We start from the raw sequence: 24745 nt of genomic DNA, 5'->3' as shown, positions 1-24745 counted from the left end.
ACGGTGCTTTTATATGATAACCTCTTCTTCCATCCAGACTATACTGTCGGTACCGGAGTTTCACCAGTTCCTGCTCAACCTTTTTCGTTTCGCTCGCGGACTTTACCGCCGATCGGGAATTTCACCCTGCCCTGAAGATTAAAATTGGTAAGAATTCTGCTCGCATTCGGCATTTATGTCAAGCAAGAAATTGAGCAAATTGCTCTGGTTTTAACAATTGATTAAATCGTCATCATCTACTGTTTAAGCCTGCCGAGTTTTTTTAATATAAATCAAATTTTCCCTTGTTTTTCCCAAATTCGTCCTCATAATGGGATAACGATATTTTAGATAGAGAGAGCAAATTTATGGCACCAAGAAAAAAGAAAGCGATTGAATTACCCCTACTTCCATTGCGTGATGTAGTGGTATTCCCTTATATGGTTATGCCGTTATTTGTAGGTCGTGAAAAATCAATTCAAGCCCTACGTTCGGCGATGGATTCGAATAAGCAACTGTTTTTAGTTACTCAGCAAGACCCGAATAAAGAAGATCCAAGCAAAGAAGATATGTATTCTGTTGGCGTAACCGCTAACATCATTCAAATGTTGAATTTGCCAGACGGTACAGTAAAAGTGCTGGTTGAAGGGCAAACTCGTGCCAAAATTGAGCAAATTTACGATGATGAAAATGGCTTCTGGGCAGCAATTCAGCCTATTTATTCTGAATATGATGAAGACAATGAAGAATTAAAAACCATTGCTAAAACAACCTTAACCGAATTTGAAAATTACGTTAAAAATAATAAGAAAATTCCGGCAGAAATTATTCCTAAACTGCAAAAAATTACGCTGGAAGATCGCTTGGCGGATACCATTGCCTCTAACTTAATTGCTCCGGTGAAGAAAAAACAGGAATTATTGGAGCAACCAAATCTGATTGCCCGTTTTGAAGCCTTGTTAATTGCGATGGCAACTGAGATGGATACGCTTGAAACCGAAACTCGGATTCGTAATCGTGTTAAACAGCAAATGGAAAAGAACCAACGTGATTACTACCTCAACGAGCAAATTAAAGCGATTCAAAAAGAGTTAGGTAATGGCGATGACGTTGAACAAAGCGAGTTAGATAAGCTTAAAGAGAAAATTGACGCTGCAAAATTACCGACCGAGGTAAAAGACAAGCTGAATACGGAGTTCAAAAAGCTCAAAGCAATGCCGCAAAGCTCTTCCGAAGCTACCGTTGTGCGTGGTTATATTGACTGGATTTTACAAATGCCGTGGCATAAAAAATCAGCGGTCAAAAAAGATTTAGCCCAAGCTCAAGAGATTTTGGATAAAGACCACTACGGCTTAGAACGAGTGAAAGAGCGGATTGTAGAATACTTAGCAGTGCAAAGTCGTCTAAATAAATTAAAAGGTCCAATTCTCTGTTTAGTTGGTCCTCCAGGTGTGGGTAAAACCTCACTTGGACAATCTATTGCGAATGCCACAGGGCGTAAATACGTGCGTATGGCGTTAGGTGGTGTGCGTGATGAGGCAGAAATTCGTGGTCATCGCCGTACCTATATTGGCTCAATGCCGGGTTCTCTAATGATGAAAATGGCAAAAGTTGGCGTGCGTAACCCGCTATTCTTGTTAGATGAAATCGACAAAATGGCACAGGATATGCGTGGCGACCCTGCTTCAGCGTTACTAGAGGTATTAGATCCAGAGCAAAATAAAGCCTTCAACGACCACTATTTAGAAGTGGATTACGATTTATCTGATGTGATGTTTGTGGCAACCTCAAACTCAATGAATATTCCACCAGCGTTGTTAGACCGTATGGAAGTGATTCGTCTTTCAGGCTATACCGAAGATGAAAAAATGCACATTGCTCGTGATCATTTACTGGCTAAACAGCAAGAAAATAACGGATTGCAAGAGGGCGAACTCACTGTCGAAGATAGTGCAATTTTAAGCATTATCCGCTACTACACCCGTGAAGCCGGCGTGCGTGGGCTTGAGCGTGAAATTGCTAAAATCTGCCGTAAAGCAGTAAAAGCCTTAGTCTTAGATAAAAAATTGAAATCAATTACGGTTTCTGAAAGCAATATTGAAGACTATTTAGGTGTAAAACGCTTTGACTACGGCAAAATGGATAGCCAGAACCGCATTGGGGAAGTAACAGGTTTAGCGTGGACAGAAGTAGGTGGTGATTTATTAACCATTGAAACTGCTTCTGTAGCGGGTAAAGGTAAATTCTCTTACACGGGTTCATTAGGCGATGTAATGAAAGAATCTATCCAAGCGGCAATGGTGGTGGTTCGTTCTCGTGCAGATAAATTAGGGATTGCCGAAGACTTCCACGAAAAACGTGATATCCACGTTCACGTGCCAGATGGAGCGACACCAAAAGATGGTCCAAGTGCTGGTATTGCGATGTGTACTGCATTAATTTCAAGCCTAACAGGTAACCCTGTTCGCAAAGAAGTCGCAATGACTGGTGAAATCAGCTTGAGAGGTAAAGTATTACCTATCGGCGGTTTAAAAGAGAAATTACTCGCAGCCCATCGTGGCGGTATTACTACTGTGATTATTCCGAAAGAGAATGAAAAAGACTTAGAGGAAATTCCAGAAAATGCAAAAGCAGCATTAAGTATTCACGCAGTGGAAACGATTGATGAGGTGCTGGCAATTGCCCTTGAAAATCCGTCACTGGGAATTGAAGTGATGCCAAAAGATGTGCTACCAAAAACGGCGATTAAGGTGAAAAAATCACGTGCGAAAGCGGTAGTTCAATAATCTCAGGGCAGTACACACTGCCCTATGGTAATAAGCTAACAAGCGATCATTTTTCTTTAGGATTTTGCAAAAAATCAGGAAAAAATGACCGCTTGTTTTATTTTTGAAGTTGGGGTAACAATGCCCAAAATGCGTTGATAATCGGTTCTTGTAACCGCCTTTGCTGAACACAAACACCCAGCTCAAATGGCGTAATCGGCGAGGGTAAATTTAAATATGAAACTTGGTTATTCATTGGGCTATGTTTGATAACCACATCAGGCAATAACGCCACACCAAAACCAAGTGCAACCATTGGTAATATTGCCTCATGCCCCGTTACTGTAGCATAAATACGAGGCTCTTTAATTTTTTGCTCTTTAAACCAACGGTCGATACGCTTTCTCACAGGACCATTCACTGGCAAAATAAAAGGCACATTTTTCCAATCTATCGGCGATAATTGCAAAATCTGCGTTGCAGCACAAGCAACTCGAGGAGCAATAATAGAGAGCTCAATATCATCAATATAGTGAAAAATAATATTATTCGGCAAAAATTCCGGCTTACCTGCAAGTGAAATATCGGCTGATAAAGATTGTACTTCATTAACCGCTTGAGCAGGATCCCCTGTGCTCAGTTTAATTTCTACTTTAGGATGAGCTTGCCGAAAACGAGACAAAATCTGCGGTAAATGGCTATACGCTGCTGTTACCGAGCAAAACACTTTCAATTCACCCTCTAACTCTCCCTGAGTCGGTGAAAGTTGATGTTGTAGATGCTGCCATTCCGTCCACCCCTGTTTTGCAAATTCAAGGAATTTTTCACCCGCTTCGGTTAAATGAACCTGCCGATTATCCCGAAGAAACAACGGCTGCCCAAGCTCATCTTCCATTCGCTGAATATGGCGAGTTAGCGTGGAAGCCGTCATATAGTTTTTCTCTGCACTACGGATAAAACTGCGAGTTTGAACAATGTCTAGAAAGAGTTTAAGGCTTTGAAATTCCATTTTTTAATTCACCTACCCATTCTGCTTTTATCTGTTCAGGAGAAATTTCATTAATATTCTCTTTATAAAACAAGATATGCGTTTCAGCTTTACTTATTGGCTTCCAATGAATAAAGGCGATAGGATCGTCTCGATAAATTCCGATAATCTTTTTATCAAATCCTGAAGCAATATGCACCGTAGAGGTATCAGTTGAAATCAGTAACTCAGCATTTCTAATCAGCTCTATAGTATGAAATATTTTTGTCGTATTATGTACAAATACATTTTCATAATTGGCTGCAATTTCTTGTAATTTACTCGCTACTTCTGGATAGCTCAATAATACAAGCGGTTGATTATTTGTAATTTTCTGCAAATATTCAATATATTTGGGGATATTTTCATCTGATACTTTTTTTGCTCTTGCTGCACCATAAAAATTAATGGCGATATAATGAGATAAATTATTTTCTTGCAAGTAGCCTTCAATTTCCCTTTTGATATTCTCATCATATGGCACATCATATGTAGTATCTTGCACAATAACACCAAGTTTTTCTAATGCAATTTTATAAAGTGCAGAGAAGTGATGCTCCCCTTCAATATTTATATTAAATAATCCATAATCTGATTTCTTATATCCTACATAATTTTTTGCATTAATTAAACGTAATAACAGCAAGTCACGATTCTTAATAACAACGGTAGGATCAATAACCACATCGTAATGTTCTTTTCTTAACTTTAATCCACACCTAATATAATCTATAATATTGCGTTTTTTTACGTAATAGATATGATCAATATGTGGATTTTGCTGATATAAATACGCATCTTGCTTAGTACAAACAATCCCAATTTTTATATCATTATTTTGTTTTTTAAGTTCACGAAAAACAAAAGAACTCACTGTATAATCACCAATTTTCCCATCTTGTCTGAGGAAAAGAATTTTATTAGGTAACGCTACCTCAGAGCCTTTTGATTTATCTATGTCAATAAGTTTCTTTCCTAATGATAATCGGAGTTTTTGTAAAATAGCTTTTAGTTTCATTTTAATGTCTATTTTCTGTTAAGTAATTATTCAACCAAATAATGGCTTCTTCAATATCAAAGTCTTTCGTTAAATTGGAATTTGTCCCCACATCATTTTTTGTTAACACTCTAAAATGAGGCGTAGTCGGTAATAATAATGGCTCCCAAGCTCCCATATTAGGCATACTCTTAGCAAAAAAACTTAATAGTGGTTTTTGAAATGCACACGCAATATGTAATGCACCGCCATCAACAGCAATGACAAAATCTGAACTTGCCACTAAAGACAAATATTCTCCCAATGACATTTGAGGTGCTAATCGAATATTCAGATGTGGACAATATTGTTTAAGTTCTTGATAATATTCCTGAGATAATTCAGTATAACTCAGGAGAATATCAATTTCTTGCTTATTCTCTAAGATAGCCTGATTAAGTAATAGAGCCAATTCATTTGTAGGAATATGCCGTTTACTACCATAAGGGCAAAGCAATAACCTAAATTTATCTTTCGCCCATACTCCAGATATTTTTGAATCAGACTCAGCATCTGTTATAAGGGTGCTATATTCAATAGATAAACTATTATTAGGATTAAATCCTGAATTTAATAAATAATGACTTAATTTGTCACTAGCAGCTTGTGGATAATAGAAATTATAATTTTTGATGGTATCAAGGTTATAATACTTTTTCGGATATTTTCTAAATATCGCAATATATTTTGGATTAATAATCCTATCCATTAACAAAGATGATGAGTTGAAGTTATTCTCAAAATCAATCACCAAATCCCATTTTTTATAATTTCTTATATAATCCATAAAATTTCTATGAACATAACAGTCAACTAATTGAGAATGTTCATAGATTATTTTGTTAGCCGATGCAGCTACAACCCCAATTTTTGCGTTGGGATAACACTTCTTCAGTTGCTTTATATGTGCCGTATGCACTACAGCATCACCAATCGCCCAGCCAAGTGGGCGTATGAGAATAGAATTAATTTCTGTAGTATGCAATATTTCATCATCAAGAATATTTCTTTTTTCTAATAAAGAAAGCATTAATTTTTTGAAGATTTTCATTGAGCTTAATACCAGTCTATTTATATCTATCCTCAATCTCATCAATTTCTGAGATATGCCCGCCAAAAACACAAGCCGGTTCTACACCATAAGCGTGAATATCCGTCATTTGCAGTAATCCTGTCAAAAAATCAGAAGGTAATCGAACAGGATAAGCAAATTTGAGTAGTTTTTCAGCTCCATCTCGAGTAATTAGATAAGCCGTTGTTCTAATAATAGAACGTTTGGAATTTTTAGAAGGTTTTAAATATCTTGCTAAACGATAACGCTCTACTAAATTACGCATAATTGGAAATACTTTTGCTTTTCCGTGATCAAAGAAAACAATTTCTCTACGAGAAGGCACTTTTTTCAAAACATCTTCTAGAATTTGTTTAAAATAAAGCGAAACTATCGCATCATCTTCTAAAATAATCGCTTCCTGAATATTATTCGAGACGATATATTCATACATTTTAATATGGCTTAATGCACAGCCTATTTCACCCAATGTTAATGGTTTCCTTGCTGCATATTTTTGTGGATAAAAATCAAAATCAACTTGTTTAAGTTGTTCTTCTGTCAGCTCTTTTCCGTATACAGCATCAAAAAACTCAAATTCTAGACCTAAGCTATTTAGTCTTTCCAAAATTTCTTTTCTACGTGAGGAATTTTTTAAACTGATGATAAAAATAGGAGGTAGATTATTCATACTAATTAATCCTTATCTACAGTCTCTGATAATAAATTTGTCATACCCTTAATAAGTGAAATAAACTGTTTCTTTATTTCAACTTCACTAAATTTTTTAATATGAACTTTCATATTACGTTTATAAATATCCATTTTTTGGGGTGACTCTAATAAGTCTAAGGTTTTAGAAACAAATTTTTCTTGATTCCCTATTTCAATTAGCTCACCACATTTTCCATCATCCAATACTTCTCTTGGGCCAGTAGGACAATCCATAGCAATGACAGGTGTATTTAATATCATACTCTCAAGCAAAACAGTCGGCAGCCCTTCTCTTTCAGATGTATGGAGAAATAATTTGGCATTCTTTATATACGGATATGGGTTTTCTATTTCACCTAATAAGAAGCAACGTTCCTGCAAGCCTAGTTCATTAATAAGCATTTTTAAATTTTGTAATTCCGGTCCATTACCAATGATTAATAATTTTTCTTTTATCCCCTTTCTCACTAATTGATTAAAGATAATGATTAAATCTGAATGCCTTTTTATTTTATCTAATCTGGCAACTTGAACAAAATAATCAAAATCATACTGTGATGGCAATTTCTCGTTAGCAAGCGATAGAACTTTCTGTGTTTCCATTGGATTAAACAAAACTTCCAATTTATCAGAAGGCACATAGTTTATTAATTGTTGTTTCATATCTTCACAAATCGTGACGATTTTATTATATCTATTTAAGATCCTGAGATCCTTTTCTCTAATTTCATCTATTGCCGAGTGCTGCCATCTAATAATGGGACATTCTAACTTATCAAAATTAATATATGGGTCAAAATGATTACTAAAGTTAATAACCATATCATATTTTCCATCTAGAATATGCTCCATTAGAACTCTTTTCTTCTTTCTCTTTTCCTTGAAATTAAGAATTTTATAGTTAAATTTATTTATCCAATTTGTATTCCTTTTAGAAAACAAATTTTCTCTCATTAAATAATAATGCTTATCAAACAAATAGCTAATATTAACATTGCTAGGAATAAAGTGGTGAAATACATTATTTTCAGTGTCATAATCAATCAGAACATCTATATAAAGTTCTTCTTCATTTTGTAAAATAGAGAGATAATTCGCCAAAATACGCTCTATTCCTCCCATAATTAGCCACTTATGTAAAAACAATATCCTCATATCACTTTTCTCTATTTCTTTGTATTACCTAACATTTAGCTATCAATATCTACGACTCTTATCGTTTAATTATTCACAAAACCACTTCTATACTTTCTATGGCTTTGAATGTTTTTCTCAGTATCTTTTCTAGCCTAAATTTGGAGTTTCCAAAGATAATAAAAGTTACTTGAATTTTTGAAATAGATGTAACTGCCTATTTTATATAAACAAAACCCCACATAACAGTGGGGCTTGCATAATTAATAAATTATTTTGAGCTTGGAATGCTGAAGCGTTTGTTAAAGCGTTCAACACGACCACCAGTGTCAACAACACGTTGTTTACCAGTGTAGAACGGGTGGCAGTTGCCACATACGTCTAAGTTTAAATCTTTACCTACTGTTGAGCGGGTTTTAACTACATTACCACAAGAGCAAGTTGCAGTAATTTCTTTATATTCTGGGTGAATACCTTGTTTCATTGGAGAACCTCTAACGAGACCATATCGCCACTTGCCGAGCCTTCCTTCTGGGGCTGTACCGAACAAGTACCATATGTGATTAATAAAATGTTGAGCATAACTCAACGCCAAAAAGAGTGCGTATTTTAGATAAATTTCCTGCCAAGATCAACTATTAATGATTGCTATTTTATAAACTATTTAACAAAAACAATATTGAGCGTAATGCAGGTAAATCTCTATAGATTTGTGAGCTAGATCACACTTTTCATTTAGTTTTTTGAGACTTTATAAAAAAATAGTGTAAAATCGGATTCTATCCCTTTCTTTATATAACATTCTTCGACTAGGAGTAAACACAATGGCAGAACGTAAAGTGCTAGCAAATGCAATTCGTTTTTTAAGTATGGATGCTGTGCAAAAAGCAAATTCAGGTCACCCGGGAGCCCCTATGGGTATGGCTGATATTGCAGAAGTTTTATGGCGTGATTTTTTAAAGCACAACCCAAATAACCCTAAATGGGCTGATCGTGACCGCTTTGTTCTATCAAATGGACACGGCTCAATGTTAATTTATAGCTTGTTACATTTAACAGGCTATGATCTTTCTATCGAAGATTTAAAACAATTCCGTCAATTACACTCTAAAACACCAGGACACCCAGAATATGGTTATGCACCGGGTGTTGAGACTACAACAGGTCCTTTAGGTCAAGGTATTACTAACGCTGTTGGTATGGCAATTGCAGAAAAAACCCTTGCTGCACAATTTAACCGTGAAGGTCATAACATTGTTGATCACTATACCTACGCATTCTTAGGTGATGGTTGCTTAATGGAGGGTATTTCTCACGAGGCTTGCTCGCTTGCGGGTACATTAGGTTTAGGTAAATTAATTGCATTCTATGATGACAACAATATTTCGATTGATGGCCACGTTGATGGTTGGTTTACTGATGATACAGCACAACGCTTTGAATCATACGGTTGGCAAGTAATCCGCAATGTTGATGGTCACGATGCAGAGCAAATCAAATTTGCGATTGAAAATGCACAAGCTGAAACTGAACGCCCTACCCTTATCATCTGTAAGACAATTATCGGTTATGGCTCGCCAAATAAATCAGCTTCGCACGATTCCCACGGTGCACCATTAGGCGATGTGGAAATTGCAGCTTCTCGTGAGTTCTTAGGTTGGGAACACGCTCCATTTGAAATTCCTGAGGAAATTTATTCAGATTGGGATGCAAAAGCAAAAGGTACACTAGCAGAGAAAGATTGGAATGCAAAATTTGCAGCTTATGAATCTGCATATCCAGTATTAGCTGCAGAATTTAAACGTCGCTATGCAGGCGAATTACCAGCAAACTGGGAAACAGAAAGCAAAGCATTTATTGAGAAATTACAAGCAACCCCTGCAAATATTGCAAGCCGTAAAGCATCTCAAAATGCAATTGAAGCCTATGCACCAACATTACCTGAGTTCTTAGGCGGTTCTGCAGACCTTGCAAGCTCTAACTTAACCTTATGGTCTGGATCAAAACCAATCCGTGCTGATCACAATGTAGATGGTAACTATATCAATTACGGGGTGCGTGAGTTTGGTATGTCCGCCATTATGAATGGTATTGCCCTACACGGCGGTTTCATTCCTTACGGTGCAACATTCTTAATGTTCTATGAATACGCTCACAATGCAGTGCGTATGGCAGCATTAATGAAACAACGTGTATTATTCGTTTACACGCACGATTCAATCGGTTTAGGCGAAGATGGTCCAACTCACCAGCCAGTAGAACAAACAGCTTCATTACGCCTAATTCCAAACTTAGAAACGTGGAGACCGGCAGATCAAGTAGAATCTGCAGTAGCGTGGAAAGCGGCGGTTGAGCGTAAAGATGGCCCTTCAGCGTTGATCTTCACTCGTCAAAACCTTGCACAACAAGAGCGTACAGCTGAACAATTAGCGAATGTAGCTCGTGGTGGTTACATCTTGCGTGATTGCTGTGAAAAAGGCACTTGCCCAGATTTAATCTTAATCGCAACAGGTTCTGAAGTTGATTTAGCAATGAAAGCCGCAGATGTATTAGATAGCGAAGGTGTGAAAGTGCGTGTTGTTTCAATGCCAAGCACCAATGTGTTTGATAAACAAGATGAAGCATACCGTGAATCTGTGTTACCACGTTCAGTCACAAAACGTGTTGCCATCGAAGCACAAATTGCAGACTTCTGGTATAAATACGTTGGCTTTGAAGGTCGAATTGTAGGTATGAATAGCTTTGGTGAATCAGCTCCTGCTGACCAATTATTCAAACTCTTCGGTTTCACCGTTGAAAACGTAGTTGCAAAAGCGAAAGAGATTTTATAATACTTATATAGTACAAAAGCGGGAGAAACTCCCGCTTTTTTGTGCTTGTGATATGTAGTAAACGGTCATATTTCGCTAATTTTTTACAACTTGCAAAATTTTTGTCAAATTTTACCGCTTGCGTAATATTAAGGATTAATTCTTAATAATTCTATGCGATATAACACAGGCTTTTTAGAATGACTACCTTCTTCTTGGTAACCTAAATGCTTAGGAATATTAAACTCATAAACTGAGCCTACAGGCATCATCATCAAACTTTGTTGAAGCCCTGAGAACATATCTCTCACAGGTAAAATCACAGGTACATTATTTAATGTGCCTTCAAATAATTCGCCTTTCTCGTTATAGGACTTAAAGCGGATCTCCACTTCATCGTTGATAGTTGGCTTTTTGCCGTTACTTGCTTTAATAACTTTATATTGCAATCCTTGTTCAGTAGTTTGGTAACGTTGATTAGCCGAAACGGCAGCAGGTAAAGTTACTCCGCCAACCAATAATGCTAAGCTAAAAGTATAAAATGATTTCATCATTTTCATCAGATTCCTCTCTTGTGATAAAAGGCGTTTAGCCGCTACTGGTAGATTAGACAATCATTTTTTGTTTTTTTATTATTTAATTCAACTTTTTAATTAAATCTATTTGCTATTTCCTATTATTTTAGGCATATTACCCCTAATTAAATTTATCTTTATCATAGGAATTTTTTATGAACCAACAATATTCCAGCATACATACTAATATTCAAATGCTAGGCGACTTCTTAGGTCAAACTATCCGTGATGCTCAAGGCGATTATATTCTTGATTTAATTGAGAGTATTCGTGTGTTATCCAGAGACTCTCGCTCTGGCGATGAAACTGCCCGTGAGCAATTATTAGACAAATTAGCCAATATTTCTAATGATGATGTTCTGCCTGTTGCTCGTGCTTTTAGCCATTTTTTAAACTTAACAAATATTGCCGAACAACATCAAACGGTTTCACGCCATCATACCAATACATTATTAAGTAACCGTTCATTAGATTCACTTTTTCTTCGTTTGAAATCACAAAATATTCCTGTTGAAAAAGTGATTAAAACTGTGGAAGCCTTAATGATTGATTTGGTACTAACAGCTCACCCAACAGAAGTAACTCGCCGTTCACTTGGGCATAAACACGTTGAAATCAATAAATGTTTAGACCTATTAGAACACGATGACTTAACCGAAACAGAAAGTTATAAAATCAAACGCCGTTTAATGCAGTTGATTGCGTTAGCTTGGCATACCAATGAAATTAGAACACAACGCCCAACCCCTGTTGATGAAGCTAAGGGCGGTATGGCAGTGATTGAAAATAGTTTATGGACTGCTGTGCCTGAGTTCTGCCGCCAACTGAATTTCTATTTAGAGAAACATTTTGGGGTGCAATATTCTGTTAGTCTTGCACCTGTTCGCTTCTCTTCTTGGATGGGAGGCGACCGTGATGGTAATCCATTTGTAACCGCAGAAACTACTCGCCGAGTATTAAGAATGAACCGCTGGAAAGCAGCAGGGTTATTCTTAGAAGATATTAAACAATTAACCGAAGAGTTATCTGTTACACAATGTACGCCTGCCTTTCGTGCAAAATATGGCGATCATTTAGAGCCTTATCGAGTGGTGTTAAAAGGACTACGCCAAAAATTAACGAATACTGAAATTTACTATGCTGAACTGTTAGAAGATCGCATTTCTACTATTGATGAAAAAGAGATCTTAATCTCAGATAAGCAGCTTTGGCAGCCTTTATTCGACTGCTATGAATCCTTACAAGCCTGTGGTATGCGAATCATTGCAAACGGTGCGTTGCTAGATTGTTTACGCCGTGTAAGTTGTTTTGGGTTAGGCTTATCTCGTTTAGATATTCGCCAAGAAAGTACCCGCCACGAAACAGCGATTGCAGAAATCACTCGCTATATCGGCTTAGGCGACTACTCGCATTGGACAGAAGATGATAAACAAGCCTTCTTAGTGCGTGAGCTTACCTCTCGTCGCCCACTAATTCCAAATAACTGGACACCAAGTGCAGAAACCAAAGAGGTATTAGACACTTGTAAAATCGTGGCTGAACAGCCTCAAGGAGTAATTTCTGCCTATGTAATTTCAATGGCTCGTGAAGCCTCTGACGTGTTAGCCGTTCATCTTTTATTAAAAGAAGCAGGATGCAAATTTACTATTCCTGTTGCCCCACTCTTTGAAACACTGGGCGATTTAGATCACAGTGAAAAAGTGATGACTGATTTGTTTAATATCGGCTGGTATCGTGGTATTATCAATAATTATCAGATGATTATGATCGGCTATTCCGATTCCGCCAAAGACGCAGGAATGTTAGCCGCTGGTTGGGCACAATATCGAGCGCAAGAAGCATTAGTTAATTTATGTGAAAAATATAATATTGAGCTTACCCTATTTCACGGGCGTGGAGGCACTATCGGACGTGGTGGTGCTCCGGCTCATGCAGCTCTGCTCTCTCAGCCTCCTCGCTCACTAAAAAATGGTTTACGAGTTACCGAGCAAGGCGAAATGATCCGATTCAAATTAGGCTTACCTGCCGTTGCGGTGGAAAGTTTAGAACTTTACGCCAGTGCGATTTTAGAAGCAAATATCTTCCCACCACCAGAGCCAAAACAAGAATGGCGAGATGTATTAGCTAAAGGTTCGGAAATTTCCTGCCAAATTTACCGTGATATGGTGCGTGGTGAAGCGGATTTTGTACCATATTTCCGAGCAGCAACGCCCGAGCAAGAACTGTCTCGCTTACCGCTTGGTTCACGCCCAGCAAAACGCAATCCGAAAGGTGGCGTTGAAAGTTTGCGTGCTATTCCATGGATTTTTGCTTGGATGCAAAACCGCTTAATGCTGCCTGCGTGGTTAGGTGCAGGGCAAGCATTGCAGCAGCTCATTGATGATGGCGATGAAAAACTGTTAAAAGAGATGTGTAATGAATGGCCGTTCTTCTCAACTCGTATTGGAATGCTTGAGATGGTATTCAGTAAAGCAGACGTGTGGTTAGCGGAATATTATGACCAACGTTTAGTTGAGCCAACATTACATCGTTTAGGCAAAGCATTACGCACTCAATTACAAGCTGATCTCAAAACTGTTCTTGCCCTTGCCCACGATGGTCAATTAATGGCAGATTTACCTTGGATTGCAGAATCCATCGCACTGCGTAATGTGTACACAGATCCATTGAATTTGTTACAAGTGGAGCTACTGCACCGTATTCGTAATCAAGGTGAAAATGTCGATCCTGAACTTGAACAAGCCTTGATGATAACCATCACAGGTATTGCGGCAGGTATGCGTAATACAGGTTAGGTTAGGTTAGGTTAGGTTATACAAGCGGTTAAATTTGGTGACACATTTGCAAAATCCTGAATAAATTTAACCGCTTGTAGTCTATTAAACATAAAAAAGCGAGAACTAAATTCTCGCTTTTTGTTTAGTTAATACCGTAAGGCTCGGTATAAGGGATAATCCCTCGTTTTAACATTCTCGATACACCATTGCTATAGCTTGTACCAAAGCGTAGCTCAAAGTTAATACCGAATTTATTATCGTAGTAGAAATCATTAATCGTATCAGGCGAGCCGACCGGCGTTGAAACTAAGCGACGTGCCACATAAACATTCGCGGCCCAACAACAAGTGTTGTAATTTAGCGAAAGCTGTCCTTCAACCGGTTTTTTCAAGGCAAGATCGTGATAATAGCTTGTCATTACTGATACTTTATCAGTTACTTCCCAGCCTAATACACCACCGACTTGCTTAATAGATTGACCATATCTATTCGTATTTAAATTTTGATTGATATAATCTTTACTTGCATAACGATAGTTAAGTTGAATCAATTTATCTGATTGTGGTTTATATTGTAATGACATATTCGCCAAAGAAGTTTGATTTAAGCGAGTGTCATATTGATAACTACCGTGCCAATTCCATTTTTTATGGAATTTCCAGTTAGATTCAGCCGCCCACGAAGAAGAACGTTTGGTCGTGCTATTATCCGAAGTATCATCAATTTTTGATGGGCTTAAATAATAGGTTTGACCTAAACTAAAGTTGAATACCTCTTCACCTGTTTCATTATTAAAGAAGCGAGTCGTTCCACCGGCTGTAATTAAATTTGCTGAAGAAATTCGGTCTAAACCACTATAGCGGCGATCATTAAATAACGAGAAATAGTCATTTTGTAATAGTGCCGAATCATAACCTAAACTGACACTTTTTTGGCGTTTAGACCCAATATCGCTTTGGTTTTTGTATGGACGATAAATATATTGCAATCTCGGCTCAATCGTCTGATTAAAGCCTGATAATAGCTGTTTATCTGATTCTAAAACGGTTTTGAAATCTAACTTAATTTGAGGAAATACTCGGCTTACACTTTTCTTAATCTCTTCTGTACTCTCACTGCCTTTGCTTTGTAAATAATGCGTTGCGTATAGCTTGGCTTCTAAATTTAAGCTACCATAGCGGTTTGCTAATGGGAAATTCAGCGTAGGTTCTGCGTGGAAACGCCACGCTTTTGGCATTAGTTTACTGTCATTTTCAAAACGAGCCGCTTGGGCAAAAAATTTGAAATCACCACCTTTAATTAAGTCGTTTTTGTAATAATTAAAGTCAATTTGTGGAAGTACTCGGTAAGGTCCGACATCCAGCTCATCGAAAGTTTGAAATTTTTTACCTGAAATCGACAAATTATAATTTGGCTGATAGTAGCCTAATCTAAAATTTTGCGTTGCATAACCATCTGTACTATTACCGTAGTCAGAATCAAAATCAGAGAAATAACGCCTATCGCTTACTTTTGTATAATCTATCGAGAAACGCCAATCAGTTAAAAAACTCATTGCATGACGCCAATGGAACAAATAGCGTTTACGATCATCATTTTCTGGCTGATATTCAGTCAAGCGATCTTTTGCCATATATTCGGTTGCCACTAAGCCTTGCCCAATTTTGGTTAAATAACGAAACTCCGGGCTAAGTTGCCAGCCACGACGTGAGTAATAGGTTGGCGTAATCGTAACGTCCATATTCGGGGCGATATTCCAGTAAAATGGCTGAGAATATGTCCAACCATTTTTGCTTGAACGCTCAAAACTTGGAATAAGCAGACCTGTACGGCGACGATCACCAATCGGGAATTGTAGGTAAGGCGAATAGAACACAGGTACGCCCAACACTTTAAAACGAGCGTGCCACATTTCAGCATACTCTTCATCAACATGTTGGATCATCTCATTCGCTTCGATTTGCCACGAATTATCATCAGGTAAACAAGAAGTGAAACTTGCATTTTTAAGCGTACGTTTGCTATTACCAAACTCCCCAGACTCTGCAGTACCCCGTCCTTGTCTGCCGACTAATTGATAATTCGCATTCGTTAAGCTTGCATCTTTGGAAAGAAGATTAATCGTGGCATCCGCACCTGTGGCTTGAATTAAATTATCTTGATAGTTAAAGTTGCCTTGCAAATATGCCATTCTGGTATTTTCGCCATCTTGCTCAACTCGCACCTGATCCGCCCAGATCGAGCGATTGCCCTGTTTAACTGTTACATCACCCGTATAGGTTGCATCACGAGGCTGATTAATTACTGCACTATCCGCCTCAATCGTAATCGGCATTCTCAGTTGATCACCTTCAACCACTTCACCTTGAAAATGAGGTACACCAAGTAAGCATTGCTGCTTGAGATCAGCGGCTGCATAATTGCTATAACAAGCTGCCATCACAGCAAGAGAAAGTAAGCTATAACGCTGTTTCATTATTTTTCCTTTCTGAATTGGGAACAAGCGGTTAAGTTTAAGCAATTTTTTGCATTTATTTTTGCAGAGGCAAATTGCAATTTACCCCTACACTCAACATTTTCACTTCAATGTTTTGCAAAAAATTCTTAAAAAACGACCGCTTGATCATTAAATAATACGGGAAAACTGCTGTCTTCTCGCTAATTGTCTTGAATAGACATCAAAACATAAGCAAATATTACGGATTAACAAACGTCCACGCGGTAGCACCACGATGCCATCATCGTTAATCGTTAATAATTCATCTTCTGCTAATGGCTCTAATAAAGCCAGATCTTCAGCAAAATAGGCTTTAAAATCAATGCCGTACTGCTTTTCAATGGTTGCAAAATCAAGTTTAAAGTTACAAATCAAGGCTTTAATCACATCACGGCGAATACAATCATCTTGAGTGAGGGCAATCCCTTTATGTAACGCAATGCCGTTTGCTTCTACATCTGCGTAATATTGTTGTAACTCTTTGCGGTTTTGAGCATAAGTATCGCCCAGTAAGCTAATTGCCGAAACGCCCATACCTAATAAGTCGCACTCTTCTTGCGTTGTATAGCCTTGAAAGTTACGGTGTAAAATCCCTTTTTCTTGGGCAATAGCCAGTTCATCATCAGGTTTAGCAAAGTGATCCATACCGATAAATTTATAGCCATTCTCGCCTAAGAATTCGATCGATTTTTGTAAAATAGTGAGCTTTGTTTCGGGTGCTGGCAGTAGCTCTTCTTTAATTTTAACTTGTGCTGCAAAGCGACTGGGCAAGTGTGCATAGTTAAATACACTCATACGATCTGGGTTTAACTCTACTACACGTTGCAGTGTGTACATAAAGCTCTCGACATTTTGTTTTGGCAAGCCGTAGATTAAATCCACGTTGGTTGAAACAAAACCAAGCTCTTTTGCACGTTTCATTAATGCAAAAATAAATTCTTCATCTTGCTCACGGTTTACTAAACGTTGCACTTCTTTGTCGAAGTCTTGAATCCCCATACTAATGCGGTTAAAACCGATAGATTTTAGGTGATCTAACATATCGAGTTCAATTTCACGCGGATCCATCTCGATACTGATTTCAGCCTCTTCACTAATTTCAAAATTAGTGCGTAGCATTTGCATTAAACGAGCAGATTGATCTTCATCTAAATAGGTTGGTGTACCACCCCCCCAGTGAATTTGCGTTACCAAGCGGTTCGTAAATAAAGGGGCACGAGTTTTAATTTCACGCTCTAAATAGTCTAAATAGATTTCAACTTTATGACGATGGCGAGTAATCACTTTGTTACAGCCGCAGAAATAGCACAGTTTATGACAAAACGGAATATGCACATAAAGCGAAAGCGGACGCTCAGGGTAGCGAGCGGCAGCACGGATAAAATCATCATTGGTATAATTTTCGTTAAACTCTAACGCTGTTGGGTAAGAAGTATAACGAGGACCGGAATGGTTATATTTTTGAATCAGGGATAAGTCCCAAATAATTTCTGACATTAGATTGCCTTTCTCATTTCTTCAATATCTTTTAATAATTGCTCACACTCGGCTTTAATTTCAGCCTCAAGCTCAACTTCTTTCAATTCTCTCTCTAAATCAAGCTTCATTCGTTCATTGCGCTTTAGATTTTTACGCTCATCTAAAATCGGCATATTTTCAACCACTTCGTATAACGCCCACATCGCACTATAGTGGCTTAATTTTTTGCCTAATACATCAAGTAAGGGCTTTAAACGCAAAACACCTTCCGAAAAATCGCATTGCTCAGTGAGCATCGCTTTAGCGATCACCTCAAGGCTTTCTAAAATGCGAAGATAACGGGCTTTTTGCGCTTCTTTTGCCTGCTCAATCAGTTCTTGCTCACGCTTTTTCTGCAATTTTAACTTCAGCATTAAGTGAATCGCATAGCCTGCCATTGAAATTAGAATCAGAGCAGCAAGTACAATCAAGAATATCTTTAACATCATCTGATTTATCTATTAACGAAATTTATTAATATCCATAGTTTCAAATTGGCGTAATAACGCATCGCCATTATCGCCTTCTTCATCTTCATACTCAATGCCAAGTTCCGTCATTAATTCATCAATACGGTCTAAGCATTCATTCATAAATTTCTGATCTTCAGGTGATAATGTTTTTCCTGCTTCTAAATCATCTAATAATTGATTTAAGCATTCGTTATTTTCTAATTGCTCTAACTCTTGCTCTGGCGAAAGAATTGGTTTTACAGGCTCAACCGGCACAGGTTTAATCGTTCGACCTTTCTCTGGTTGATTTAAAAATTCCACCATTAATGGCACTTTTTTACGGCTACCAATACGCGGATCTTTCACCTCTTTCACTACCGCCTTTTTCTGCTCTGCAGAATCAGCATTACGAGAACCTGTCGGCAAGCCTTTATGCTTACGCTTACGCTTTTCCTCACGGGCTTGAGCATCTAACTCATAGCGTGTTAATTTACGATTTTTGCCACCACCTAATTTCGGTGTAGGTTGTTTTGGTTTATCTGTTTTTCTTTCCGGCATAATGTCGGTAATGCGGCGTGTTTTTTTTGTACGACTCATAATTCTTTATATAGTTAAAAATTTAATAAAAGCCGATAGATTATGTAACAAAGTCAAATGTAGGGGCAGATTCTATGCCCACCCGTTAATCAATACGGACAGGCACAGGGCCTGTCCCTACAATAATTTAAAAATACACAATATCGGAATAGTTATTCTACAGGGAATTAAATCCCCTTAATAGCTTTGGTTTTAATTCATCATTCCAATCAATGATACGTGTTTAAGAAATGTTGGTAGGCTTTCAGGAATTTCTCAAAATCATCTAAGCCACAAAAAGCAATGCTCTCTTCATTATAAAAATGAAAACCATCTTCCATTTCTTCTTCATCAAAGGCTGCATCTAGGTTGTTTGCTTTTGCCATCACTTCATCATAATCAAAGTAAAGGCTGTATTCACGCCCTTCAAATACACATTCATAATGATTTGGAAAAACCGCCCTGCAATTTTTAATTTCAGCGAAAATAGCTTCCAACTCTTTTGGATTGCCTGTAATTTCCGTATTCAACCAACGAGCAAACGCTTCGTGATCCATCGAACATTTCGCCACAACACCGTGAATACTATGCGTAAATTGATATTCCATACCTATTCTCCTTTGAATTGGTCTGTTTGGCTATTATAGCCTAACAAGCGGTGGATTTTTGGAAAAATTTTACCATTTAGCTTAATAATAATTGCCACATCTCTCTCACAAACTCTCTCTCCTCCACAAATTCCGTTGCTTCAACCACACTTTCCTTGTGAACTAAGTTTAAATGATGGATTTTATTGCGAAGTGAGGTGTAGCAATGTTTGAGCTGTTCACTCTGTTGTAAACTTAAAATCCCACATTCCACAGCACTGTCGAAAATGCGGACATTATCCGGCCATACTGCCATTTTCGGATGTTGGTGGCTGTGAGCCAGCACTAAATATTGAGCGATAAATTCAATATCGGTAATACCGCCTTGATCGGTTTTGATATTAAATTTATCTTGTGAATGAGAACTCAGGTGCTGATACATTTTTTCTCGCATTTCGCAAATTTCTTGGCGTAATTGACCGCTTGTACGAGGTAATGCCAAGGTGGATTGGCGAATCTGTTCAAATTTCTGCCTTAAATGCTCAGCCCCAAATACACATCTTGCTCGCACAAGGGCTTGGCTTTCCCACGTCCAGGCTTCATTTTTTTGGTAATGCTCATAGGCATTGAACGTGCTGACTAAAAGCCCTGCTTCGCCTGATGGACGAAGACGCATATCCACCTCATATAACACGCCAGCACTAGTGTTTAGGTTAAAAATAGAGTTAATTTTTTGAGCCAATTTTAAGTAAAATTGATGGCTTGAAATCTCCTTTTTACCACCAACGGTTTGGCTATCTTCTGGGGCGTTATGTAAGAAAACCAAGTCGAGATCGGAATTGTACCCCAGTTCAATCCCACCTAATTTTCCATAACCTATCACTGCAAAGCCTGTTTCATCAGCCTCTAAATGCTCAGGTGTGCCGAAACGTTGGCTGACTTGCTTCCACGCCATATTTACTACTGCACTAATAATAGCTTCTGCTAGATAAGTCAGGTGATCGCTGATCTTCATTACAGGCAACACACCTAAAATATCAGCCGCCGCAATGCGTAAAATTTGCGTTTGTTTAAACTGGCGTAAGCCATCAATCAAAGCTTCTTCATCTTCTTCTGGAATACGAATTAAATAATCCTGCAAGGCTGATTGATACTGTTCAAGCTCTAGCACTTCGGTTAAACCGTTGTATCTTATTAACTCATCAAGCAACATTGGGTAACGAGCGATTTGCTCGGCAATCATTACCGATTTGCTACAAAGCGTTAAAAGCTGTGGCAAAATCTGTTCCCGCTCTACCATCAATTCGAGGTAAGTTGTACGGGTTGTGATTTTATCCACAATATTGAGCAAGCGAGGTAACAGCAATAAATAATCTTCACGCTCAAAAATGCTATCGGCCACTTTTGGCATTAAATTGCGAAGAACTTCCCGTCCTCTTACCCCAATCGGACGTTTTATCCAATCTTGGAAAGTAGTGGAGAAATGGTGTAAAATCGTCTCATAATCACTTTCTGCAACTTGAGGGTAATTTTTTAATACCGCAGATAGATCTTCTAATGTAATGGTGTAATTCAGAATATCTTTCCACTCAGCTAATTTTTCATTTAGTGGGGAGGTTTCATCTTCACTCTCTTCCTCACCGATTAGCTCATTAAAAATCTGGCGAACCTCGTTTTGATAGCCATTTAAAACGGCTAAAAAGCCTCCCCAATTATCAAATTGATGTTCTATAAAAATAGCCGTTTCGCTATTTAAGTCTTTTTTCCAATAGCTCTGGCAAGCAAAAATAAGGCGAGCTTGATCATCAAAATACGTTGGCAACGTTTGTGTTTGTTTATCGTCAATCGCTTGTAACACATTCTCCACTTGGCGGTAAAAAATGTAGGCATTATGCAGTTTTACGACCTGTGCTTGAGTGAGTAAATTCAGCTCGCTCAAGCGTGGGAGAACTTTTAACAGGCTACGCTCTTGTAAAATTTTATCTCGTCCGCCACGAATCATCTGGAAGGTTTGTACGATAAATTCGACTTCTCGAATGCCGCCCGCACCGAGTTTGATATTATCCATCAAGTTACGGCGAACCACTTCACGGCTGATTTTCTGCTTCATTTCACGCAAGGATTGGATCGCCGAAAAATCCAAATAACGGCGGTAAACAAAAGGGCGTAACATCTGCTTTAAGTAGCGATGATTGATGTTTTGGCTATCTTCACCCAAAATTTTCGCTTTGATCATCGCATAACGCTCCCAGTCTCGCCCCTGCTCTTGGTAATAATCTTCCATTGCGGTAAAACTAAGCACCAATGCTCCGCTGTCGCCAAAAGGGCGAAGTCGCATATCGGTACGATACACAAAGCCGTCTACAGTAATATCATCAAGGGCTTTAATCAACCTCTGCCCAAGTCGGGTAAAGAATTTGCTGTTTTCAATCGGCTTACGTCCCCCTTCTGTTTCGCCTGCATCGGGGTAAGTAAAAATAAGATCGATATCAGAAGAAAAATTCAGTTCTCCTCCGCCAAGTTTCCCCATTCCCAAAATCAGTAGTTCTTGCTGTTCGCCTAAGCTATTCATTGGCGTACCGTACTCTTCGCAACACTTTTTAAACAGCCAATCCCGTGCGGCTAAAATCAAACTTTCCGCTAAGTCTGACAAGCGTTGAAACACAAATTCAACCGTAGCCAATTTATTTGATTGTATAAAGCTCAAACGAGATAATTCCTGATGGCGGAATAGTCGCAATACTCTGTTTAATTGTTCTTCATTTTCAATTGTGGCTAATAGCTCATTTAAACAAGCTGGATAATTACCACACGCCTCTACTGTTGGAGGAGAATTAATCCATTGTTCCAGCAAATCAGGCTGTTTTTGCAAGGTTTGTTTAACTAAATTAGACATTGCCATTGCTACAACAAGCGGTTGAATTTGCTCAGAATTTTGCNGCAAGGTTTGTTTAACTAAATTAGACATTGCCATTGCTACAACAAGCGGTTGAATTTGCTCAGAATTTTGCAAATCGGTTGGTACATTAAGTTCGGATTGGGAGATTAGGGTGGTAAGCATAGAATAAACATCGTAGGGGCAGGTCCTGTGCCTGGCCGCAAATCATAGATGATATTCGGGCGGGCACAGGACCTGCCCCTACAAATTTACAAAAAATTTGTAAAATTCAACCGCTTGTTAAAACACTCTCTTAAACGGCTTAATAATCACATCGCCATATACGCCAGCATCAACATAAGGATCTTTGCTTGCCCATTGTTGAGCTTCTTCAAGAGAGTTAAATTCAGCAATCACAGTTGAACCTGTTACGCCAGTGCCATCTTCTGTTGGGTTTGGACCTGCAATTAATAAACGACCTTCTGCCTGTAATTTTTCTAAACGAGCTAAATGTGCAGGGCGTACTTCTAAACGCTTTTCCAACGTATTAGGATTATCTTGTGCAAAAATCACATAATACATACTATTCTCCTTTTTCGGTAGGTGAGGTAATTAATGATAAGGCTTCATCTAATTCTAGGTTATTTTCTCTCGGCACAGCACGAGGTTTGCCCTCTTTATCTACGGCAACATAGGTAAATAATGCTTCTGTAACCAGAAAGCGTTCACGAGCGCCGTTATAAACTTGTTTGATAAATACTTCTACTTTCACTTGCATTGAGGAGCGCCCAACGTGCATCAATTTACCGTAGCAGCATACTACATCACCAACAGAAATAGGACGATGGAAGATCATTTTATCAACAGTTACGGTAACCACTCTGCCTTTAGCAAGTTCTTTCGCTAAAATCGCACCACCTAAGTCCATTTGCGACATAATCCAACCACCAAAAATATCGCCATTAGCATTGGTGTCTGATGGCATAGCGAGTGTTCTTAAAATCAGTTTCCCTTCAGGGCCTTTATCATAGGGATTATTTTTCATCTTGTTTTTCCTGCTTTTCAGTCTCTTTTAGGTAAGGGTAAAGTACAAAACCTGTTATTACTGTTGCCACCAATGTTAAACCAATAATGCCGAAAGATTTAAAATCAACCCAAACATCTTCTGATAAATATTGACTAATATAAATATTAAGCAACATACAAATAATAAAGAAAATTGCCCAACCGAAGTTGATTTTATTCCACACTTGATCCGGCAAATTAATTTCCTTGCCGAGTAATTTTTTAATTAGAGGAACTTTAAACACAAACTGACTCACTAATAACACTAGAGCAAAAAGCGAGTAAACAATAGTTACTTTCCATTGTAAATATTTCACTTCATTAAAATAAGCACTGAGTAACCCAAAAAAGACTACTGCTCCGCTCATAATAAGCTGTTGCTTTTCAATTTTACCATAAAGCACTTTTAAGGCGATCATCTGTGCAATCGTTGCAATCACTAATACAATAGACGCCATTTGAATGCCGTCCATTTTATAAACAACAAAAAACAGAATTAGCGGAATAAATTCAAGTATTTGTTTCATTTCATCTCCATTAATTTGCCGGCGTTTGACGATAAACTTGGTAAAAGCGGAAGCTAAAAATTGCCATAAAGACATTAATTACCGCACTGAAAATAACAGTAATGACTGCACCAACAATATCATTACCAAAAACCGCAAGTAATCGAGATAACATACCCGGTAATAAATAAGAAATCACACAGAATAAAATTAACGGTAGCATTTTTCTTCTTGATAATTGAAAAGTAAATTTAATGCTTTCTGATAAGGTTTTCTGTGGTTTTTCTAATAAATAAGCGTAAATCACAAGCGATAATTTAACGAAAAAATAAAAACCAGCCACTAGCACAGGCAATGCAATAATTACCGTTTCAGGCGATGCTATCGCAAAAGATGCTCCCAATGAAAGGGGCAGAACCATAATAAATTGTAAAATTAGCACAGGTAAAAAGTGTTTTAATGCACCACCTGCATTTTGGAAAAAGTGCTGATAATTGCCATTGTTGATAGATTGAATGTTTAAAATCATCAATACCGTTAGAAAGAGATTAGCGATCCCTAATAATACTGTCGGCATTAAAATAGACAATAATTTTGAGCTATCAATTTGAATTTGTTGCGGCTGCTGGTCTGCTGCTATTTCTGGCGAAGCTGGCAATAATAAAATAAACACCAGTTGCACCACCACAATAGTGATTATCGCAAACAGTGTGAAAGATTGCTGATTACGCATAAAATTCCAACTTTGTTGTAATAAATCCACAAATTTAATTGGCATAAAATATCCTTCAAATACGT

Annotated in this window: 20 protein-coding genes and 1 riboswitch; of the genes, 3 read left to right on the top strand and 17 right to left on the bottom strand. The window is 37.9% G+C overall.

Annotated elements, in window-relative coordinates:
- Positions 1 to 17: 17 nt before the first annotated feature.
- A riboswitch (FMN riboswitch) is annotated at positions 18 to 143 on the bottom strand.
- A 204-nt stretch (positions 144 to 347) separates the two neighbouring features.
- A complete protein-coding gene (gene lon / locus ACERCF_RS05470; protein ID WP_373624913.1) occupies positions 348 to 2765 on the top strand; it encodes an endopeptidase La in 2418 nt (805 codons plus the stop codon).
- A 97-nt stretch (positions 2766 to 2862) separates the two neighbouring features.
- Here lon and ilvY read toward each other — a convergent pair whose 3' ends face one another.
- The 6 genes from ilvY to rpmE form a co-directional block, all read right to left on the bottom strand.
- Positions 2863 to 3753, bottom strand: a complete 891-nt coding sequence (gene ilvY, locus ACERCF_RS05465; protein WP_373624912.1) for an HTH-type transcriptional activator IlvY — start codon at positions 3751 to 3753, stop codon at positions 2863 to 2865.
- Positions 3734 to 4789: a glycosyltransferase family 9 protein gene (locus ACERCF_RS05460; protein WP_373624911.1), complete on the bottom strand. Its 1056-nt coding sequence runs from the start codon at positions 4787 to 4789 to the stop codon at positions 3734 to 3736. The genes ilvY and ACERCF_RS05460 overlap by 20 nt, the downstream gene beginning before the upstream one ends.
- 1 nt (position 4790) lies before the next feature.
- On the bottom strand, positions 4791 to 5858 hold the full coding sequence (locus ACERCF_RS05455; protein ID WP_373624910.1) for a glycosyltransferase family 9 protein: 1068 nt from the start codon (positions 5856 to 5858) through the stop codon (positions 4791 to 4793).
- Positions 5859 to 5874: 16 nt separating this feature from the next.
- Positions 5875 to 6549: a glycosyltransferase family 25 protein gene (locus ACERCF_RS05450; RefSeq protein ID WP_373624909.1), complete on the bottom strand. Its 675-nt coding sequence runs from the start codon at positions 6547 to 6549 to the stop codon at positions 5875 to 5877.
- 5 nt (positions 6550 to 6554) lie between these two features.
- Positions 6555 to 7694, bottom strand: coding sequence for a glycosyltransferase (locus tag ACERCF_RS05445; protein WP_373624908.1), 1140 nt, complete (start codon positions 7692 to 7694; stop codon positions 6555 to 6557).
- A gap of 283 nt (positions 7695 to 7977) precedes the next feature.
- Entirely contained in the window at positions 7978 to 8190 is a 213-nt protein-coding gene (rpmE, locus tag ACERCF_RS05440) for a 50S ribosomal protein L31 (RefSeq protein WP_006249284.1), read from the bottom strand.
- 340 nt (positions 8191 to 8530) lie between these two features.
- On the opposite strand from rpmE, the gene tkt reads away from it, so the two are divergent.
- The gene (gene tkt, locus ACERCF_RS05435) at positions 8531 to 10537 is read left to right on the top strand and encodes a transketolase (RefSeq protein WP_373624907.1); all 2007 of its coding nucleotides are present in this window, start codon (positions 8531 to 8533) and stop codon (positions 10535 to 10537) included.
- Between the two features lie 128 nt (positions 10538 to 10665).
- On the opposite strand, the gene ACERCF_RS05430 is transcribed toward tkt, so the two are convergent.
- A complete protein-coding gene (locus ACERCF_RS05430) occupies positions 10666 to 11070 on the bottom strand; it encodes an FKBP-type peptidyl-prolyl cis-trans isomerase (protein WP_373624906.1) in 405 nt (134 codons plus the stop codon).
- A 176-nt stretch (positions 11071 to 11246) separates the two neighbouring features.
- On the opposite strand from ACERCF_RS05430, the gene ppc reads away from it, so the two are divergent.
- Positions 11247 to 13886: a phosphoenolpyruvate carboxylase gene (gene ppc, locus ACERCF_RS05425; protein ID WP_373624905.1), complete on the top strand. Its 2640-nt coding sequence runs from the start codon at positions 11247 to 11249 to the stop codon at positions 13884 to 13886.
- A gap of 124 nt (positions 13887 to 14010) precedes the next feature.
- Here ppc and lptD read toward each other — a convergent pair whose 3' ends face one another.
- The 10 genes from lptD to ACERCF_RS05375 form a co-directional block, all read right to left on the bottom strand.
- Positions 14011 to 16344: an LPS assembly protein LptD gene (lptD, locus tag ACERCF_RS05420; RefSeq protein WP_373624904.1), complete on the bottom strand. Its 2334-nt coding sequence runs from the start codon at positions 16342 to 16344 to the stop codon at positions 14011 to 14013.
- Between the two features lie 150 nt (positions 16345 to 16494).
- Positions 16495 to 17862 (bottom strand): oxygen-independent coproporphyrinogen III oxidase, encoded by a 1368-nt coding sequence (gene hemN, locus ACERCF_RS05415; protein WP_373624903.1) that lies wholly within the window; start codon positions 17860 to 17862, stop codon positions 16495 to 16497.
- The gene (locus ACERCF_RS05410; RefSeq protein WP_373624920.1) at positions 17862 to 18329 is read right to left on the bottom strand and encodes a DUF2489 domain-containing protein; all 468 of its coding nucleotides are present in this window, start codon (positions 18327 to 18329) and stop codon (positions 17862 to 17864) included. The genes hemN and ACERCF_RS05410 overlap by 1 nt, the downstream gene beginning before the upstream one ends.
- 15 nt (positions 18330 to 18344) lie before the next feature.
- A complete protein-coding gene (yihI, locus tag ACERCF_RS05405) occupies positions 18345 to 18932 on the bottom strand; it encodes a Der GTPase-activating protein YihI (protein ID WP_373624901.1) in 588 nt (195 codons plus the stop codon).
- Positions 18933 to 19141: 209 nt separating this feature from the next.
- Positions 19142 to 19519, bottom strand: coding sequence for a YacL family protein (locus tag ACERCF_RS05400; protein WP_373624900.1), 378 nt, complete (start codon positions 19517 to 19519; stop codon positions 19142 to 19144).
- 76 nt (positions 19520 to 19595) lie between these two features.
- Positions 19596 to 22472 carry a bifunctional [glutamate--ammonia ligase]-adenylyl-L-tyrosine phosphorylase/[glutamate--ammonia-ligase] adenylyltransferase gene (gene glnE / locus ACERCF_RS05395; RefSeq protein WP_373624919.1) on the bottom strand — a complete coding sequence of 959 codons (2877 nt, stop codon included), beginning with the start codon at positions 22470 to 22472 and terminating at the stop codon, positions 19596 to 19598.
- A gap of 204 nt (positions 22473 to 22676) precedes the next feature.
- Positions 22677 to 22958 carry a YciI family protein gene (locus tag ACERCF_RS05390; RefSeq protein WP_373611260.1) on the bottom strand — a complete coding sequence of 94 codons (282 nt, stop codon included), beginning with the start codon at positions 22956 to 22958 and terminating at the stop codon, positions 22677 to 22679.
- A gap of 1 nt (position 22959) precedes the next feature.
- A complete protein-coding gene (gene yciA, locus ACERCF_RS05385) occupies positions 22960 to 23421 on the bottom strand; it encodes an acyl-CoA thioester hydrolase YciA (protein ID WP_373611259.1) in 462 nt (153 codons plus the stop codon).
- Entirely contained in the window at positions 23411 to 23968 is a 558-nt protein-coding gene (locus ACERCF_RS05380) for a septation protein A (RefSeq protein WP_373611258.1), read from the bottom strand. Before ACERCF_RS05380 ends, yciA begins: the two co-directional genes overlap by 11 nt.
- A 10-nt stretch (positions 23969 to 23978) precedes the next feature.
- On the bottom strand, positions 23979 to 24725 hold the full coding sequence (locus ACERCF_RS05375; protein ID WP_373624899.1) for an ABC transporter permease: 747 nt from the start codon (positions 24723 to 24725) through the stop codon (positions 23979 to 23981).
- Positions 24726 to 24745: the final 20 nt, after the last annotated feature.

It is taken from the genome of Mannheimia kashgarensis (genome assembly GCF_041807705.1).
Classification (GTDB): domain Bacteria; phylum Pseudomonadota; class Gammaproteobacteria; order Enterobacterales; family Pasteurellaceae; genus Mannheimia.
The sequence above is the reverse complement of the archived record's forward strand: the minus strand, read 5'-3'. Positions and strand labels throughout refer to the sequence as shown.